The sequence below is a fragment of the Acidovorax sp. sif1233 genome, from assembly GCF_019218755.1.
GTDB lineage: Bacteria > Pseudomonadota > Gammaproteobacteria > Burkholderiales > Burkholderiaceae_C > Acidovorax.
Map to the genome: position 1 here is coordinate 88,857 of NZ_JAHUWZ010000006.1, position 17,745 is coordinate 106,601.

14 protein-coding genes are annotated in these 17,745 nt (G+C 69.6%); 6 read left to right on the plus strand and 8 right to left on the minus strand.

The features are described from left to right. Window positions 1-27: 27 nt before the first annotated feature. Window positions 28-1,308, minus strand: a complete 1,281-nt coding sequence (locus tag KW843_RS19395) for an HD-GYP domain-containing protein (RefSeq protein WP_218296806.1) — start codon at window positions 1,306-1,308, stop codon at window positions 28-30. A 145-nt stretch (window positions 1,309-1,453) separates the two neighbouring features. Here KW843_RS19395 and recG point away from each other — a divergent pair, with 145 nt between their 5' ends. The 5 genes from recG (at window position 1,454) to KW843_RS19420 (ending at window position 7,798) form a co-directional block, all read left to right on the plus strand. Continuing rightward, window positions 1,454-3,679 carry an ATP-dependent DNA helicase RecG gene (gene recG / locus KW843_RS19400; RefSeq protein WP_218296807.1) on the plus strand — a complete coding sequence of 742 codons (2,226 nt, stop codon included), beginning with the start codon at window positions 1,454-1,456 and terminating at the stop codon, window positions 3,677-3,679. 88 nt (window positions 3,680-3,767) lie between these two features. Next, window positions 3,768-4,733 carry a LysR substrate-binding domain-containing protein gene (locus KW843_RS19405; protein ID WP_218296808.1) on the plus strand — a complete coding sequence of 322 codons (966 nt, stop codon included), beginning with the start codon at window positions 3,768-3,770 and terminating at the stop codon, window positions 4,731-4,733. 158 nt (window positions 4,734-4,891) lie between these two features. Next, window positions 4,892-6,631 carry a dipeptidase gene (locus KW843_RS19410; protein WP_218296809.1) on the plus strand — a complete coding sequence of 580 codons (1,740 nt, stop codon included), beginning with the start codon at window positions 4,892-4,894 and terminating at the stop codon, window positions 6,629-6,631. 122 nt (window positions 6,632-6,753) lie between these two features. Further along, complete coding sequence (locus KW843_RS19415; protein ID WP_218296810.1) at window positions 6,754-7,257, plus strand: Dps family protein; 504 nt, start codon at window positions 6,754-6,756, stop codon at window positions 7,255-7,257. 172 nt (window positions 7,258-7,429) lie between these two features. After that, complete coding sequence (locus KW843_RS19420; protein WP_218296811.1) at window positions 7,430-7,798, plus strand: response regulator; 369 nt, start codon at window positions 7,430-7,432, stop codon at window positions 7,796-7,798. Between the two features lie 20 nt (window positions 7,799-7,818). Here the strand turns inward: KW843_RS19420 and KW843_RS19425 are convergent, their stop codons facing one another. The 4 genes from KW843_RS19425 to KW843_RS19440 are packed head-to-tail and all read right to left on the minus strand — an operon-like array spanning window position 7,819 to window position 13,926. Beyond that, complete coding sequence (locus tag KW843_RS19425) at window positions 7,819-8,955, minus strand: response regulator (RefSeq protein ID WP_218296993.1); 1,137 nt, start codon at window positions 8,953-8,955, stop codon at window positions 7,819-7,821. Window positions 8,956-9,011: 56 nt separating this feature from the next. Further along, window positions 9,012-9,623 carry a chemotaxis protein CheB gene (locus KW843_RS19430; protein WP_369643577.1) on the minus strand — a complete coding sequence of 204 codons (612 nt, stop codon included), beginning with the start codon at window positions 9,621-9,623 and terminating at the stop codon, window positions 9,012-9,014. After that, a complete protein-coding gene (locus tag KW843_RS19435) occupies window positions 9,620-10,459 on the minus strand; it encodes a protein-glutamate O-methyltransferase CheR (RefSeq protein ID WP_218296812.1) in 840 nt (279 codons plus the stop codon). The genes KW843_RS19430 and KW843_RS19435 overlap by 4 nt, the downstream gene beginning before the upstream one ends. Before the next feature lie 14 nt (window positions 10,460-10,473). After that, window positions 10,474-13,926, minus strand: a complete 3,453-nt coding sequence (locus KW843_RS19440) for a response regulator (protein WP_218296813.1) — start codon at window positions 13,924-13,926, stop codon at window positions 10,474-10,476. Between the two features lie 129 nt (window positions 13,927-14,055). On the opposite strand from KW843_RS19440, the gene ubiA reads away from it, so the two are divergent. After that, on the plus strand, window positions 14,056-14,943 hold the full coding sequence (ubiA, locus tag KW843_RS19445; protein ID WP_218296814.1) for a 4-hydroxybenzoate octaprenyltransferase: 888 nt from the start codon (window positions 14,056-14,058) through the stop codon (window positions 14,941-14,943). 94 nt (window positions 14,944-15,037) lie between these two features. Here ubiA and proC read toward each other — a convergent pair whose 3' ends face one another. Genes proC through KW843_RS19460 form a run of 3 tightly spaced genes read right to left on the minus strand, consistent with a single transcriptional unit; the run spans window position 15,038 to window position 17,728 of the window. Continuing rightward, a complete protein-coding gene (gene proC / locus KW843_RS19450; RefSeq protein WP_218296815.1) occupies window positions 15,038-15,874 on the minus strand; it encodes a pyrroline-5-carboxylate reductase in 837 nt (278 codons plus the stop codon). Window positions 15,875-15,908: 34 nt separating this feature from the next. Further along, entirely contained in the window at window positions 15,909-16,733 is an 825-nt protein-coding gene (locus KW843_RS19455) for a VOC family protein (protein ID WP_218296816.1), read from the minus strand. A 17-nt stretch (window positions 16,734-16,750) separates the two neighbouring features. Then, on the minus strand, window positions 16,751-17,728 hold the full coding sequence (locus tag KW843_RS19460) for a tripartite tricarboxylate transporter substrate binding protein (RefSeq protein WP_218296817.1): 978 nt from the start codon (window positions 17,726-17,728) through the stop codon (window positions 16,751-16,753). Window positions 17,729-17,745 lie beyond the last annotated feature (17 nt).

A 17,745-nucleotide genomic window follows, 5' to 3' on the forward strand; every position in this document is an offset into this window, starting at 1 on the left:
TCCCACGGCGGGGCCGGGGGGCCGGGCCTACCAGGTCTTTTCCGGAAAGCCCGACCACAGCTCGTTCAGGTCCGGAAAGCGCCACTTGTCCGGGTCTTCGCGGGCGACGATCTTCTCGTGGCACCCCGGGGCGGAGAGATCCACCGTCTCGGGCGGGACGCGCAGGCCGGAATTGGTGGAGAAGAACACCTTGACGTGGGGCGTGGTGAGCGCCGCGGCCGATTGCTCGGTCACCACGCCGATGCGCCCCGAGGTCAGCCGCACGAGCGAGCCCACGGGATAGATCCCGATGCTCTTGACGAACGCCTGGAACAGCCGCGCGTCGAAGTGGTCCTGGGTCCATTCGGCCATGCGGCGCAGCGATTCGGCGGGGTCCCAGCCGCGCTTGTAGGGGCGGTCGGAGGTGATGGCGTCGTACACGTCGCAGATCGCCGTCATGCGCGCGATCACGCTGATGCCGTCGCCCTGCAGCTTGTCCGGGTAGCCGGAGCCGTCCACCTTCTCGTGGTGGTGCAGGCACGCGTCCAGCACCGCGTCGGGCATGTTGCCGCCTTCCTTGAGCATGTGAAAGCCCTGCACCGGATGGCTGCGCACCACGGTGAACTCCTGGTCGGTGAGCTTGCCGGGCTTGTTGAGCACCGCGAGCGGTACCGCGGCCTTGCCCAGGTCGTGCAGCAGGCCCGCCATGCCGGCCAGCCGCTGCTGGTCGTCCTTGAGCCTGAGCTGCTTGGCCAGCGCCACCATGAGCGCGCACACGGCCACCGAATGCATGTAGGTGTAGTCGTCCGCCGTCTTCAGGCGCGCCAGGCTGATGAGCGCGCCCGGGTTGCGGGTGACGGAGTCCGAGATTTCCTCCACCAGGCTCTGCGCGCTGGCGGAGTCCACCGCGCGCCCCAGGCGTGCCTCGTTGAACATCGAAATCACCGCCTCCCTGGATTTCACGCAGAGGGCGGCGGCGGCCTTGAGCTCGCTCTTCATGTCGGCGGGCTTGCGGTCGCGCCTGGGCGGCGGGGGTGGGGAGGGCAGCGTGACCTTGATGGGCGGCAGGTCCTCCAGCCGGCTGAAGTCCGTCTCGATCTGGGCGTCCACCTCCTCGCGGGACACCGAGGCGGTGCCGGGGGCCACGTCCCGGCCCCGGGAGGTGTCGATCCAGCATTCATGGATCGCGGTGGCCTGGATGCGGGCGAGGTCCTTGGGGTCGCTCAGCAGGAACTTGGCCCGCCAGAAGGGGTGCTCCATCCACGAGCCGCAGAACTCGTGCAGATACATGCCCAGGGTAAGGTGCTGAATTTGGATGCGCTTGAGCATGGCAAGACCCCTGGACTCGGAAAAGGCGCCTGCTTTGACGCGCTGGCAGTGGTAACCATGGTAGCCTTTTTGCCCATTCGTGTCGTTCGTAAAACCCGCTACATGCCCGCCGCCGTATCCAGAGTTTCCCCTAGGGGACATGTGAATGCCGATTCGCCCTAGCCCCCCGGCGGCGGCGGCGCCTGCCGTGTCCAAGGGCGGTGCATCGGTGGCCCAGAAGGCGCTGCAGAAGCTGGGCCTCCAGCGCGACATCGACCTGGCCCTGCACCTGCCCCTGCGCTACGAGGACGAAACCCGCATCACCCCGCTGGCCAGCGCGCGCGACGGGCAGATGGTCCAGATCGAAGCCACCGTGACCGCCAGCGAGGTGCAGCTGCGCCCGCGCCGCCAGCTGGTGGTGCAGGTGGAGGACGGCTCCGGCACGTGCGAGCTGCGCTTCTTCAGCTTCTACCCCTCGCACCAGAAGACCCTGTCCGTGGGCGCGCGCCTGCGCATCCGGGGCGAGGTCAAGGGCGGGTTCTGGGGCAGGCAGATGCTGCACCCCGCGTTCCGCCTCGCGGGCGGCGAGCTGCCCGCCGCGCTCACGCCCGTCTACCCCACCACGGCTGGCTTGCCGCAGCCCTACCTGCGCCGCGCGGTGGTTGGCGCGCTGGCCCGGGTGGACCTGTCGGACACGCTGCCACCCGGCACCGAGCCGCCGTATGCGCGTTTTACGAGCCAGAATGGCCTCCCGCGCTTGTTCAGCCTGCGCGAGGCGCTCACTTTTTTGCACCACCCCACGCCGGATGTGGCGCTGTCCACGCTGGAAGACCACAGCCACCCCGCGTGGCAGCGCCTGAAGGTGGAGGAGCTGCTGGCCCAGCAGCTGTCGCAGCAGCAATCACGCCGCGCGCGGGACATGCTGCGTGCGCCGGTGCTGAAGGTGCGTCGGCCCACCGATGGTGCGCTGCCGCTGCACGAGCAACTGATGGCCGTGCTGCCCTTCAGCCTGACCGCCGCGCAGCGCCGCGTGGGCGAGGAGATCGCGGCCGACCTGGCGCGCCAGGTACCCATGCACCGGCTGCTGCAGGGCGACGTGGGATCGGGCAAGACCGTGGTGTCGGCCCTGGCCGCGTGCCTGGCCATGGACGCGGGCTGGCAGTGCGCGCTGATGGCGCCCACCGAGATCCTGGCCGAGCAGCACTTCGCCAAGATGATCGGCTGGCTCGAACCCCTGCTGGCCGCGCGCGGCCGCAGGGTGGCCTGGCTGGTGGGCGGGCAAAAGAAGAAGGACCGCACCGCCATGCTCGCGCTGGTCGAGAGCGGCGAGGCGGCGCTGGTGGTGGGCACCCACGCCGTGATCCAGGAGCAGGTGCGGTTCAAGAACCTGGCGTTGGCCATCATCGACGAGCAGCACCGCTTTGGCGTGGCGCAGCGGCTGGCGCTGCGGCAAAAGCTGGCGGAGGGCGTCGCCGCCGGGCCGCCCCAAGGCGACGCGGCCCCCTCGGGGGGCAGCGACCCGCGCAGCGGCGGAGCGTGGGGGCGCAAGGTTCCCATGGAGCCGCACATGCTGATGATGAGCGCGACCCCGATTCCGCGCACGCTGGCCATGAGCTACTACGCCGACCTCGACGTCTCGGTGATCGACGAGTTGCCCCCCGGCCGCACGCCCATCGTCACCAAGCTGATCGCCGACAGCCGCAAGGACGAAGTCATCGAGCGCATCGGCGCCCAGGTGGAGGCCGGGCGGCAGGTGTACTGGGTGTGCCCGCTGATCGAAGAGAGCGAGGCGCTGGACCTGACCAATGCCACCGCGACGCATGCCGAGCTGAGCGAAGCGCTTCCCGGCGTCATGGTCGGGCTGCTGCACTCGCGCATGCCCAGCGCCCAGAAGAAGGCGGTGATGGCGCTGTTCACCAGCGGCCAGATGGGCGTGCTGGTCAGCACCACCGTGATCGAGGTGGGCGTGGACGTGCCCAACGCCTCGCTCATGGTCATCGAGCATGCCGAGCGCTTTGGCCTGTCGCAGCTGCACCAGCTGCGCGGCCGCGTGGGGCGCGGCGCGGCGGCGTCCGCCTGCGTGCTGCTGTATGCCACCAACGACAGCGGCCGCGTGGGCGAGACCGCCAAGGAGCGCCTGCGTGCCATGGCCGAGACCAACGACGGCTTCGAGATCGCCCGGCGCGACCTGGAGATCCGGGGCCCCGGCGAGTTCCTGGGCGCGCGCCAGTCGGGCGACGCGCTGCTGCGTTTTGCCGACCTGGCCACCGACACCGTGCTGCTCGACTGGGCCCGCGAACTGGCGCCGGTGATGCTGGACCGCCACCCGGACCTGGCGGCGCAACACGTGGCGCGCTGGTTGGGTGGAAAATCGGACTATCTGAAGGCATGAAGATGACATTCCCCCCAAGCCGCCGCGCGCTGCCGCGCGCGCAGCATGGGCAGGGAACTGCCATTCACCCCCAGCCCAGGAACAGACCATGACCCTGACCGAACTCAAGTACATCGTCGCCGTGGCGCGCGAGAAGCACTTTGGCCATGCGGCCGATGCCTGCTATGTCTCGCAGCCCACGCTGTCGGTCGCGATCAAGAAGCTGGAGGAAGAGCTCGACGTGAAGCTCTTCGAGCGCAGCGCGGGCGAGGTCTCGGTCACGCCGCTGGGCGAGGAGATCGTGCGCCAGGCCCAGAGCGTGCTGGAGCAGGCGGCGGCCATCAAGGAAATCGCCAAGCGCGGCAAGGACCCGCTGGCCGGCCCGCTGACCCTGGGCGTGATCTACACCATCGGGCCCTATCTGCTGCCCGACCTGGTGCGCCAGGCCATCGGCCGCTCGCCGCAAATGCCGCTCATGCTGCAGGAGAACTTCACGGTGAAGCTGCTGGAAATGCTGCGCACGGGCGAGATCGACTGCGCCATCCTGGCCGAGCCGTTTCCGGACACGGGCCTGGCCATGGCGCCGCTGTACGACGAGCCCTTCATGGCGGCGGTGCCCAGTTCGCACCCGCTGGCGGCCAAGAAATCCGTGACGGCCGCCGAACTCAAGAGTGAAACCATGCTGCTGCTGGGGGCGGGCCACTGCTTTCGCGACCACGTGCTGGAGGTCTGCCCCGAGTTCGCGCGCTTTGCGAGCAATGCCGAGGGCATCCGCAAGTCCTTCGAGGGCTCGTCGCTGGAGACCATCAAGCACATGGTGGCCGCGGGCATGGGCGTGACCCTGGTGCCGCGCCTGTCGGTGCCGCGCGACGCCCTGCTGACCGTGTCACGCCGCCGCAAGAGCGACGAGACCTACATCCGCTACCTGCCCATCCGTGAAGAGGATGGGGGGCCGCCGCCCATGCGCCGCGTGGTGCTGGCATGGCGGCGCAGCTTCACGCGCTACGAAGCCATCGCGGCACTGCGCAACGCCGTGTATGCCTGCGAGCTGCCCGGCGTCAAGCGCCTGTCCTGACCCCGCCTGCGCGGGACTACACTCTCGCCCCGCATGGCGTGCGGCTGCTTTCGGGCGGCACGCCGCGGGCGGCGCCAACGGGCCGCCCGCACCGCGGGGCTGCGCCACATGCGCACCGCGGGCGCCCTGCGCACTCCACAACCCAAGGAAAGCAATAGATGAAAAAAATCCTGATGGCCGCCGGCCTGGCCCTGGGCCTGGCCGCGTGCACCAGCATGCCCACCAACGCACCCTCGGCGGGCACGGTCAAGAAGGCCGACATGGACCGCCTGGTGGCCGTGCTGCCCGCTGCGGCACAAGGCAGCTTCACCGAGTTCCTGGCCCAGGCCGCGCGCGAGAACCCGCTGCTGCGCGCCAGCGTCTCGGCCTATGCGGCCAAGCAGCCGCTGGCGGGGGATGACCTGGTCAACATCGGCCGCCTGCTCGGCCTGTACAACCGCCTGCACAATCAATCCGCGGTGATCGACGCCACGGCGAAGATGGTGGCGCTCCCCACCTTCCGGTCCGAGAAAGTACCGCCGCACGAGGACAAGTCCATCATCGCCTTCGGCGCGCTGGTGGAACGCATGGCCCGCGATTTTGGCCTGCAGTACCGCAATGTGGACAACCGCATCTTTGAAGTGAAGCTGCCCGGCACGGGCAAGGAGGAGTTCGGCATCCTCACGCACGCCGACGTGGTGCCCGTGGTGGCCGACGAATGGGTGTTGGACGACGGCACGCGCCTCGATCCCTTCAAGCTCACGCGCGTGGGCGGCAACCTGTACGGCCGCGGCTCCATCGACGACAAGGGCTCGATCGCCGCCGTGCTGTATGCGATGAAGACGGTCAAGGACAGCGGCCTGCCGCTGTCGCGCACCATCCGCCTCATGATCGAGACGACGGAAGAGACCGGTGGCGACGCGATGAAGTACTACCGCGCCAGGACCGAACTGCCCGAGTACAACATCGTGCTCGACAGCAAGTACCCCGCCGTGGTGGCCGAGAAGGGCTCCGGCGCGCTGCGCGCCTCGTTCGCGCTGGGATCGATGGCTAGCGTCAGCGCCACCGCCATCACCGCCATGGCCGGCGCCGCATCGGCCAACGCCGTGCCGCAGACCGCCACGGCCAGGCTGCAGGGAGGCAGCACCGCCGACGTGTCGGCGCGCCTGAACGCTGCCAAGGCGGCGTTCGTCGAGAAGTACAAGCCGCAGGGCGGGCCCTTCAGCATCGACGTGGCCCAGGACGGTGCCGCCGTGCAGGTCAAGGTCACCGGCGCATCGGCCCACGGCTCGCGCCCGGAAGAGGGCGTGAACCCGCTGCCGCGCCTGGCGCTGTTCCTGAAGGAATCCGGCGTGGCGCTCGCCCCCAACGGCTACGCGCAGGCCGTGCGCTACCTCACCGACCTGTACGGCACCGACTACCTGGGCCGCACGCTGGGCCTGGCGTATGCCGACGACTTCATGGGCCCGCTGACCATGTCGCCCAACCTCGTGCGCGAGAAGGACGGCCAGGTCGATGTGCTGGTGAATGTGCGCATGCCCCGCGGCAGCACGCCCGAGGCGCTCTCCCAGGCGACGGCCGCGAAGATCAAGGCCTGGGGCGCCCAGGCCGGCGTGGCGGTGGAGGTGGACCACAGCCAGGGCAACTGGATGGCGCGTGACCCCCGGGGCGCCTGGCTCGCCACGCTGCTCAACACCTTTGGCGACACCACGGGCCTGGAAGCCAAGCCCGTGCCCACGGCCGGCAGCACCACGGCCAAGCTCATGCCCAACGCCATCAACTTCGGCCCCGCCATGCCGGGCAAGAAGTACACGGCCCACAACGCCAAGGAGTTCAAGGAAGTGGTGGACCTGGACGCGGACATGCAGATGTTCACCGAGATGCTCGTGCGCATCGGGAATTTGAGCCAGATGCAGTGATGGCTTTGGCGCCTGCGCTACAGTGACCACCAGCCGCCGCGCGCCGTGGCCCGGAGCCTTCCGGGCTGCGATGGCGCGGCGGATTCCATCGATTGACCCCCATTCCAACGAAGGAGCTTCCCATGGCCAAGGCCCCCAAGACCACCGCAGCCCCCAGCATCAACATCGGCATCAGCGACAAGGACCGCGCCGCGATCGCGCAAGGCCTCTCGCGCCTGCTGGCCGACACCTACACGCTGTACCTGACCACGCACAACTTCCACTGGAACGTGACGGGCCCCATGTTCAACACGCTGCACACTATGTTCATGGCGCAGTACACCGAACTGTGGAACGCGGTGGACCCGATCGCCGAGCGCATCCGCTCGCTGGGCCATGTGGCGCCCGGCTCGTACGCCGAGTTCGGCAAGCTCGCCACGGTGCCCGACGCGCCCGCCAAGCCGCCCAAGGCGCTCGATATGGTGCGTGTGCTGGTCGAAGGCCACGAGGCCGTGGCCCGCACCGCCCGCAGCCTGTTCCCGCTGGCGGACAAGGCCAGCGACGAGCCCACGGCCGACCTGCTGACGCAGCGCCTGACGGTGCACGAGCAGACGGCGTGGATGTTGCGCTCGCTGCTGGAGGAGTAGCCGCACCGCAGCCCTGGACGCGGGGCGGCGCCCGCGTGCGCCCCCAGGGGACGGAAGTGCGTGTTGTCCTACAGGGGGCCGCCTGGCTTGTGTGGATGATCCGGGCTTGGGCATGCCGCCTGCTGCCGTGGGGCGACGTCAGGGGCATGGAGGACAAGAAAATCTGTGATGTATGCGAATCCTCTACGTGGAAGACAACGCCGAACTGCGCGAGACCATTGGCATGCTGATGGAGGGCGAAGGCCAGACGGTGACTTCGTGCGCCACGGCCGAAGAAGCCCTGGAGCTTGATGCCCTGCAGTCCTACGACCTGCTGGTCTCGGACGTGAGCCTGCCCGGCATTTCGGGGACGGATCTCGCGCGCCGGCTGCTGGCCCAGGACCCGCAACGCTGGGTGGTCCTGTGCTCGGGCTATGAACTGGGCCACTATCCCGGCGCCTGGGGCCCCAATGTCCGGACCTTGCTCAAGCCCTTCGACCTGGAGGATCTGGAGCAGCTGCTGAGTTCCATCCGCGAGGCCGTGGCGCGCCCCGTCGCCTGACACGCCACCGCCGTGCCGGCTCAGGCCGGCGGTGCCTTGCGATCGCCGGGCGCAGGCGAGACCCGGGGCAGGGTCACGCGAAAAGAGGTGCTTGCGTCCTGTGAGCACACCTCGATGTTCCCCGAGTGCGCGCGAACGATCTGGTGCGCGATGAACAGTCCCAGCCCCAGCCCCTGGTGGCGTCCCGGCTCTCTTTCCCGTCCGTGGAACGGGTCGAAAAGATGGGGCAGCAGGCCTGGCGGTATCACGCCCCCGTTGGCCACCGAGACCGACACGCTCCCCGCCTGGGTTCCGTCCACCGCGATGCGCACGGGTTGTGCGGGATCGCCGTGGTGGATGGCATTGCCCACCAGGTTGGTCATCACCTGGCACATGCGCTCGGCGTCCCAGACCCCGGCCAGGTCCCCCGCCAGCGTGGACTCGATGCGGTGGGCCGGGAACCCGGTCTGCACCTCGTCCAGCGCGCGCTGCACCACGGCCTGCATGTCGACGGGGCCCAGCTGCAGGGCCAGCCCGCCCGCGTGGCGTATGCGGGTGACGTCCAGCAGGTCTTCGATCATCCGGCCCATGCGCTGGCTGCTGCTGAGCACCCGGTCGGCCATCGCGCCCACCTTCTCGGCATCGGGCTGGCGCTTGAGCACCGTGGCGGCCGCCGTGATCGACATCAGGGGCGTGCGCAGGTCGTGGCTCAGCACCGCCATGAACATCTCGTTGATGCGCAGCGCCGCCGTGCGCTCCTTCAGTTCGTGGGCCAGGGCCTGCTTGCGCCGGTGCAGCTCGAAGAACACGTTGGCCTTGCTGGTGAGCACGTGCGGTTCGATGGGCTTGTACAGAAAGTCCACCGCACCGCTTTCGTAGCCCCGGAACTGCCAGTTCTGCTCGCGGGAACCGGCGGTCATGAAGATCAGCGGAATATGGCGCGTGCGCTCGCTGCCGCGGATCAGTTCGGCCAGCTCGAAGCCATTCATCTCCGGCATCTGCACATCGAGCAGGGCCAGCGCCACGTCCCCGTGGGCGAGCAGCAGCTCCAGTGCCTGAGGGCCGGACTGGGCCTTCAGGATGTCGAGGCCGTCGCGCTGCAGCAGCGCTTCCAGCGCGATCAGGTTTTCAGGAATGTCATCGACGAGCAGGCATTTGATGCGGTCGGTGTGTGGCATGGTCTTCGCGTGCGGGGAGAGGATGTGGGCGTCGGGGTGGGTAAGGGCGCGGTGCATCACAGCAGGCGCTGGCGGTGCAGGTCTGCGATCAGATCGGCAATGCCTTTGGGGGGCAGGACGTGGTGGGCCTCGGTGCAGGCCAGCGCGGCCTGCGGCATGGTGGGCATGGCCGCGCTGGCGGGTTCCTGGACGATGGCCAGCCCGCCCGCGGCGCGGATGGACCGCAGGCCGTGGGCCCCGTCCTCGTTGGCGCCCGAGAGCAGGATGCCCACCAGGCGGCCGCCATACTGGTCGGCCGCGGATTCGAAGAGCACGTCGATCGAGGGGCGCGAGAAATGCACGGGCGCGTCCACGGACAGCGCGATGCCCGGCCCCGCATCCACCAGCAGGTGGTAGTCCGGCGGCGCGAAGTACACCGTGCCCGGGGCGATGGACTGCTTGTCCTGCGCTTCGTGCAGGGGGAGCGCGCAGCGTTGCCGGAAGATCTCCGCCAGCAGGCTGCGCCGGTCGCGGGGCAGGTGCAGCACGATCAGCACCGCGGCGCGCAGGCTGGCGGGCAGCGCGGGCAGCACCTGCATGAGCGCATCGATGCCGCCGGAGGACCCGCCCACCACGATGGCGTCGTAGCCCTCCAGGGGCTCGGCTGGCGGGTGTCGTGGCCGCGTCACAGGCCCGCCTTCTTGCGGTAGATGCGGTCCTCGGGCACGAGGTCGTCAAAGGCATCCGCCTGGCCGGAGAACCGCAGCGACTCCTTGGAGCCCAGGCCCAGGAAGCCCCGGTGGCACAGCGCGTCGCGGAACAGCCCCAGCGCCCGGTCCTGCAGTTCGCGCTCGAAGTAGATGAGCACGTTGCGGCAGGAGACCAGGTGCATCTCGGCGAACACGCTGTCGGTGGCCAGGCTGTGGTCCGAGAACACCATGTGCTCCTTGAGCGACTTGTCGAACACCGCCCGCCCGTAGTGGGCCGAGTAGTAGTCCGACAGGGAGCTGCGCGCGCCCGAGCGGGCATGGTTCTCGGTGAAGGACGCGACACGGGCCACGTCGAACACGCCGGCCTCGGCGGCATGCAGCGCATGGGGGTTGATGTCGGTGGCGTAGATCAGCGTGCGCTCGAGCAGGCCTTCCTCGTGCAGCAGGATGGCCAGCGAATACACCTCTTCGCCCGCGCTGCAGCCCGCCACCCAGACCTTGAGCGACGGGTAGGTGCGCAGCAGGGGCACCACCTCGTTGCGCAGCGACAGGAAGTAGCTTGGGTCGCGGAACATGTCGCTGACCTGCACCGTGAGGTACTCGAGCAGTGCCGGGAACACCGCGGGCTCGTGCAGCACGCGGTCCTGCAGCTGCGAGAGCGTCTGGCACTGGAACTGCAGCAGGGCCGTGTTCAATCGCCGCTTGAGGGACGCCTGCGCATAGCCCCTGAAATCGTAGTGGTAGCGGTGGTAGATCGCATCGATCAGCAGGCGCTGCTCGATGTCCGCCGTGCGGGCCTTCTTGCGGTGGGGCATGGTGCGCTGCCGGGTTACTTGGGCATCCAGACCCGCACCAGCGACAGCAGCTTTTCCACGTCGAGCGGCTTGGCGATGTAGTCGTTGGCTCCGGCCGCCAGGCATTTTTCCTGGTCGTCCTTCATGGCCTTGGCGGTGAGCGCGATGATGGGCAGGCGCCGCCATTCCGGGCGGGCGCGAATCTCGCGCATGGCGGTGTAGCCGTCCATCTCCGGCATCATGATGTCCATGAGCACGAGGTCGATGGCATGGGAGCTTGCGCCGCTGTCGGCGCGGGCCAGGGCGTCCAGCGCCTCGCGGCCGTTGCGGGCGATCTCCACGCGGATGCCCGAGGGCTCGAGGATGCTGGAGAGCGCGAACACGTTGCGCACGTCGTCCTCCACCACGAGCACGGTGCGCCCTTCCAGGGCCGTGTCCCGGTTGCGGGCCACCTGCAGCATCTGGCGGTGTTCGGCGGACAGCTCGGACTCCACTTGGTGCAGGAACAGCGTGACTTCGTCCAGCAGCCGCTCGGGCGAGCGGGCGTCCTTGATGATGATGGACTTGGAGAAGCGCCGCAGCAGCTGTTCCTCGTCGCGCGACAGCGCCCTGCCGGTGTACACGATGACGGGCGGGAACGACACGCCGTCCTGCTCGGTCATCTGCTGCAGCAGCTCGTAGCCGTTCAGGTCGGGCAGGTTCAGGTCCATCACCATGCAGTCGAAGGTCGCGCCGCGCAGGTGTTCGAGGGCGGCGGCGGCGGTGCCGGCGCAGACGATCTCCACGCCATCGCGGCTGAGCAGGTGGCGCACGCTTTCCCGCTGGCGCTCGTCGTCTTCGACCACCAGCACGCGGTGCATGTTCTGGGTGAACTTGGCCTCCAGGCGCTCCAGCGCATGCACCAGTTCCTCGCGCTTGACGGGCTTGAGCGCGTAGCCCACGGCGCCCCGGCCCATGGCTTCCTGCGAATAGTCGGCCACCGACACCACGTGCACGGGAATGTGGCGCGTGGCCGGGTTGCGCTTGAGCTGGTCGAGCACGCCCAGTCCCGAGAAGTCCGGCAGGTTCACGTCCAGCACGATGGCGCTGGGCAGGCTCTGCGTGGCAGCCAGCATGCCGTCGGCGGCGTTCAGGGCCACGGCGCACTCGAAGCCCATTTCCTGGGCCAGGTCGCGCAGGATGTGCGCAAAGCGTTCGTCGTCCTCGATGACGAGAATGCTGCGCGCACCGGCGCGCGGCAGTGGCGCCGGGCCCGCGCGGGTGCCCGGAGGGGGCGGGGCGTCCTGCGGCGCCGCGGCAGGCAGCCGCGCGGGCGCATCGGCGGGCGGGGCGGGGTCCGCTCGCACGCTCGCGGGCAGGAGGGGCGCCACCGGCATGGCCGCTTCCAGCTGCAGGGGCAGGACCAGCGTGAACACGCTGCCCTGGCCGGGCGTGCTTTCCACGGTGATGTGCCCGCCCAGCAGCTGCGCCAGGTCGCGTGAGATCGACAGGCCCAGGCCCGTGCCGCCGTACTTGCGGTGGGTGCTGCCATCGGCCTGGCGGAAGGCTTCGAAGATCAGTTCCTGCTGGTGCGCGGGAATGCCGATGCCGGTGTCCTTGACCACGAACGACAGCGTGTCGCCGGGGTTGCGGGACACGTGCAGCGCCACCGAGCCCTGCTCGGTGAACTTGATCGCATTCGACAGCAGGTTCTTGAGCACCTGTCCCAGGCGCAGGGGGTCGGTGTCCATGGTCGCGGGCACGTCCGGGGCCACGGTGGCGTTGAGCGCCAGGCCCCTTTCCTGGGCCAGCGGGCGCAGTGGGTCCACCAGTGCCTGCACGGCCCGTGCGATGGAAACCGGCTCCACGGCCACGGTGGCCTGGCCTGCCTCGATCTTGGACAGATCCAGGATGTCATTGATGAGCGCCAGCAGGTCGTTGCCGGCCGCGTAGATGGTCTGCGCGTACTTCACCTGGTCGCCGCTGAGGTTGCCGGGCTTGTTGTCCGACAGCAGCTTGGCCAGGATCAGCGTGGAGTTGAGGGGCGTGCGCAGCTCATGGCTCATGTTGGCCAGGAATTCGCTCTTGTACTGGCTCGACAGTTCCAGCTCGCGGGCCTTGTCGGTCAGCGCGCTCTGGGCGCGCAGGAGCTGCTCGCGCTGGTGCTCGAGCTGCTGGGTCTGCTCTTCCAGGTGCGCGTTGGTCTGCTCCAGCTCGGTCTGCTGCACTTCCATCTGCGCCTGCGATTCCTGCAGCACGCGGCTTTGCTGCTCCAGCTCCTCGTTGTTGACCCGCAGCTCTTCCTGCTGCATCTGCAGCTCCTCGGACTGGCGCTGGGTTTCTTCCAGCAGGGATTCAAGGCGCGTGCGGTCGATGCCCGAGCGGATGGCCACGGCCAGCATCTCCGAGGCGCGCTCCATCAGGTCGCGCTCGGCCTCGCCCACCGGCCGGTAGAAGCCCAGCTCGATCACGGCGAAGACTTCGCCGTTTTCCACCGCGGGCGCCACCAGCAGCTCGGCCGGGCCGGACTGCCCGGTGCCCGAGGCGACCTGCAGGTGGCCCGGCGGCACATCGCGCACATGCAGCAGCTGGCGCGAGCGCACGGCCTGCCCGACGAGGCCCTCGCCCGCGAGGAGTTTCTGCTCCAGGCGTTCGCGCGGCAGGGCATAGCCGCCAAACAGCGCGAAGCTGCCGTGGCCATTGGCCGCATAGCCCGCGCCGACGGAGGCCTTGAGGTAGGTGGCCAGGTATTCCAGGGCCAGCTCGCCGATGTCCTCGAGCCGGTGGTCGCCCTGGATGCGCTGGCCCAGGCCGGTGAGGCCCGCCGCCACCCAGGACTGCAGGGCCTTGGCGCGGTATTCGCGCGCGGTCAGCGCGGCGGAGACGCAGATCAGCACCAGCAGCACCAGCGAGCCGCCCCACGAGTAGTAGGCGGAGGCCGTGGCGGCATCCACCCACTGCTGGCGGCGGGCTTCCAGCTGCTGGCTTTGCAGCGTGAACAGGTCGGCGGCCAGGTCGCGCACGCGGTCCATGAGGTTCTTGCCGGCATCGGTGCGCACGAGCGCCATCGCGCCGTCGGCATTGCCGGCCTTGCGCAGCTCGATGGTTTCGTTCAGCTCGCGCAGCTTTTGCTGGGCCAGGTCATCGATCTGCACCACCAGCCGCCGCTGCACGGGGTTGTCCGCCGTGCTGGCCTTCAGGGCGGACATCTGCCGCTCCACCGCGGTGAGCGCGAGCTGGTAGGGCTGCAGGTAGGGGGCTTCGCCCGTCAGCAGGTAGCCCCGCTGGCCCGTCTCCGCGTCCTTGAGGGCCGAACTCAGCAGATTGAGCTGGCGCATCGCCAGGGTGGTCCGGTCCATCGCATCGACCGCGTCGGCGCGCAGTTCGGAGGCGCGGAAATTGACCAGAGCGATGACCAGCGTGGCCAGGGCCGCCACCACGAAACCCGCCAGCAGCGTGCGGGGGATGGCAAAGCGCGTGGCGGCCTGGGGGCTCGATGATCGGGGCATGCGGGCTGGTCCGTAGTGGAAGGGAACGGGAGACTTTACCGGTTCTTCGGGCTGCCCGTACCCTCCCTGCTACATTCGGTGCGCCCGCGTGTCCGGCGGGTTTCCACCGTCCTTTTCCGCTCAGCCCGCATGCCGTCCGTATCTTTGCGCAGCCGCTTCGCCCTGTACCTTGACCTCATCCGCTGGGACCGCCCCGCCGGCTGGCTGGTATGCCTGTGGCCCACGCTCAGCGCGCTGTGGATCGCGGCGGACGGGTTTCCGGGCTGGCACCTGCTGGCGGTGTTCGTGCTGGGCACCATCCTCATGCGCAGCGCGGGCTGCTGCGTGAACGACGTGGCCGACCGCGACTTCGACAGGCATGTCAAGCGCACGGCGCAGCGCCCGGTCACCACGGGCGCGGTGGGCGTGAAGGAAGCCCTGGCCCTGGGCGCGGTGCTGGCGCTGCTGGCGTTCGGCCTGGTGCTCACCACCAACGCCGCGGCCATCGCCTGGTCGGTGCCCGCGCTGCTGGTGGCCATCGCCTACCCGTTCTCCAAGCGCGTGATCTCCATGCCGCAGGCGGTGCTGGGCATCGCGTTCAATTTCGGCATCGTGATCGCGTTCGCCGCGGTGCAGGGCGCGGTGCCTGCCGTGGCCTGGTGGATGTGGCTGGGCAACCTGTTCTGGGTGCTGGCCTACGACACCGAATACGCCATGGTGGACCGCGACGACGACCTGCGGATCGGCATCAAGACCTCGGCCATCACGCTGGGCCGCCTGGACGTGGCGGCCATCGTGGCGTTCTATCTGCTCTTCCTGTCCATTTGGGCTGTGGCGCTTTATCGGTATGCGCTGGGTGCTATGTTTTGCATAGCAATCGCCGGTGCGCTCGCGCAGGTGCTGTGGCACTGGCGCCTGATCCGCCACCGCACCCGCGAGGGGTGCTTCAAGGCCTTCCGGGTCAACCACTGGCTCGGCGCCACGGTGTTCGCGGGGATCGCCGGCAGCTATCTGCTGCGCCAGCTGGCGGCCCATTGACCCGTTTGCCGACGGTGTCTCCGCCTGTCACGGGGCTGCGCGGTACCCGCTGGCCGCGGACGGCATGGCCCCGGCCAGGGCAGCGCCTCGGGGCTTAGCCGCCGAATTCATCGCCCAGTTCAAGCGCCCGCTGCTCGGCGGCGCGCATGGCGGCCTCGAAGCTCGCGCCCATGCCCGCGGCCTCCATGGACTGCAGCGCCGCGTAGGTGGTGCCGCCTTTGGAGGTGACGCGCTGGCGCAGCACGGCGGGCGGCTCGTCGGAGCGGCGCGCCAGCTCCGATGCGCCCACGAACGTGCCCACGGCCAGCTGGTGCGCCTGCTGCTGCGACAGCCCCATGCCGACGCCCGCGCGGGTCATGGCTTCCAGGAAGTAAAAGACATACGCCGGGCCCGAACCCGACAGCGCCGTGACCGCGTCGAGCTGCTTTTCGCTTTCCACCCACAGGAATTCCCCGGTGGACGCCATGATGGACTCGACCTGCACGCGGGCGGCCGCGTCCACGGCGGGGCGGGCATACAGCGCGCTCATGCCCTTGCCCACCAGCGCCGGCGTGTTGGGCATGGTGCGCACGATGCGTTCGGTGCCCAGCCATTGGGCGATGCTGTCCGAGCGGATGCCGGCGGCCACGCTCAGGTGCAGCGCGTCCTGCGTGTGGGCCCGGGCCTGGGCGGCCGCGTCCTTGAAGGTCTGGGGCTTGACGGCCCAGACCACGATGCGGGCGCGCTGCAGGGCGGGGCCGGCTTCGGGCTGGGCCTCGATCCCGTAGTTCTTGCGCAGCGCCTCGCGCGCTTCGGGCCAGGGCTCGACCACTTCGATGTCGCGGGCGGGGTGGCCCTGGTGGATCAGCCCGCCAATGATGGCGCTGGCCATGTTGCCACCGCCGATGAAGGCGATGACGGGCAGGGAGGTGGGAGCGGCGGTGGTGTTCATGTCGGGCAGGCGGAGGGAATCAAAAGCTGGCAGTTTAGGGAATCTCGGCGGCCAGCCATTGGAGCGCGACGCCGTGGGTGGCCGCGGTGCCGGGCGGGAGCGTGTCAGCGCGGCGGCGAAGGACCAGCGCGCAGGGCCCTTCGCCGCGCGAGGCCAGCCGCTCGCGCAGCGCCTGGGCGGCGGGCGGTTCTGCCGCGCCGGGGGCGCTGGCCGCGCGCTCGGGGCTCTGCAGCCACAGCAGCGTGCTACCCAGCGGGAGCCGCGCGGTGCGGATTCCGCCTGCGCTGGCCAGGGTGGCGGCCTGCGCCTGCGCGCCCAGCAGGGCCTGGTAGCGCGCCAGGGTGGCATCCAGGTCGTGCACGGCCACCGTCAGCGCCGCAGCGCCCTCTGCGCCGTTGGGGTGGACGCGGGCGGCGCCTTCGGGCACGCGCAGGGCCCGGGGGGTGATGTCGCCGCACAGGAAGGGAACGTCCGGCGTGGCGTGGCGCGCGGTCTGCCAGCGAAGCTGCGCGCCGTCGGGCCGCAGCCGGCCGCCGTCGACAGGGCCGGTCAGGGTGCCGAGCCCGCGCGCGCGTGCGTCCGCCAGCGCCTGCACGGTGTCCGGCGCACGCAGCGCGAAGTCCACCAGGCCTTCGCCATGGTCGCGCAGCGTGCGGTACCAGCGCTCTTCGGGGGCCGGGGCCCGCCATGCGATGAGTTCCAGGTAGGCGCCGTCCGCAAACACCACCAGGGCGTTGTGCGAGGTGCGCCCCGGGTGCTGCCCGCCGGTAAGCACCTGCAGGCCCAGGGCGCGATAGTCGGCGATGGCGGCTTGCAGGTCGGCCACGGCGATGACGATGTGGTCCAGGGCGAAGGGCATGGCGTGGGGCTCCATGGTCATTCGTCCAGCTTCAACCGGGTTTCGCGCACGAATTTGCCCCAGCGCTCATATTCCTCGCGCACGTGGCGCTCCAGGCCCGGCCCGTCGCTGGCGACGACTTCAAAGCCCGCCTGCGTGAGCCTGGCCTTGATGTCGGGCGTCTGCAGGGTGGCCTGGAAGTCCTCGGTCAGCTGGTGCACCGTGGCGGCCGGTGTCGCGGCGGGCACGAACAGCCCGATCCAGGAATAGGCCTCGAAGCCGGGGAATCCCGATTCGGCCACGGTGGGCACGTCGGGCAGTTCGGGCAGGCGCCGGGCGCCCGTCACGGCCAGCGGCTTGATCTTGCCCGCGGCGATCTGGCCGCGCAGCGCCGCATAGCTGAGCAAGGTCAGGCTGGCCACGTCGCCCAGCACCGCCTGGACGGCGGGGCCGCCGCCGCCAAAGGGCACATGCAGCACGAAGGTGCCGGAGCGGCGCTTGATGTCCTCCATCACCAGGTGGTTCATCGAGCCGAGGCCGGTGGATGCGTAACTGTATTTGCCGGGCGCCTTGGCGGCCAGGTCGAGAAAGCCGCGCAGGTCCTTGGCCGGCACGGAGGCGGCGGCGCCGATCACCAGCGGAAACCGCAGCGCCAGCGAGACGCCCGCGAAATCCTTGAAGGTGTCGTAGGGCAGCCGGGGCTTGGCGATGGGGTTGATGGCGTGGGTGTCGAAGCTCACCAGCACGGTGTTGCCGTCCGGGGCCGACTTGGCCACGTACTGCGTGGCGATCTGGCTGGCCGCGCCGGGCCGGTTCTCCACGACCACCGGGCGGCCCGCCTTCTCGGCCAGGCGGGGCTGCAGGATGCGCGCCGCGATGTCGGTGCTGCCCCCCGGTGGAAAGGTGATCACCAGCTTGAGGTTGGCATCGTTGCTGGCCAGCGCGGGGCCGCCCAGCCCCAGGGCGGATGCAAGGGCGGCCGACAGGATCTGGCGGCGGGACGCGGTGCGGGTCATGGAAACTCCTCTTCAAG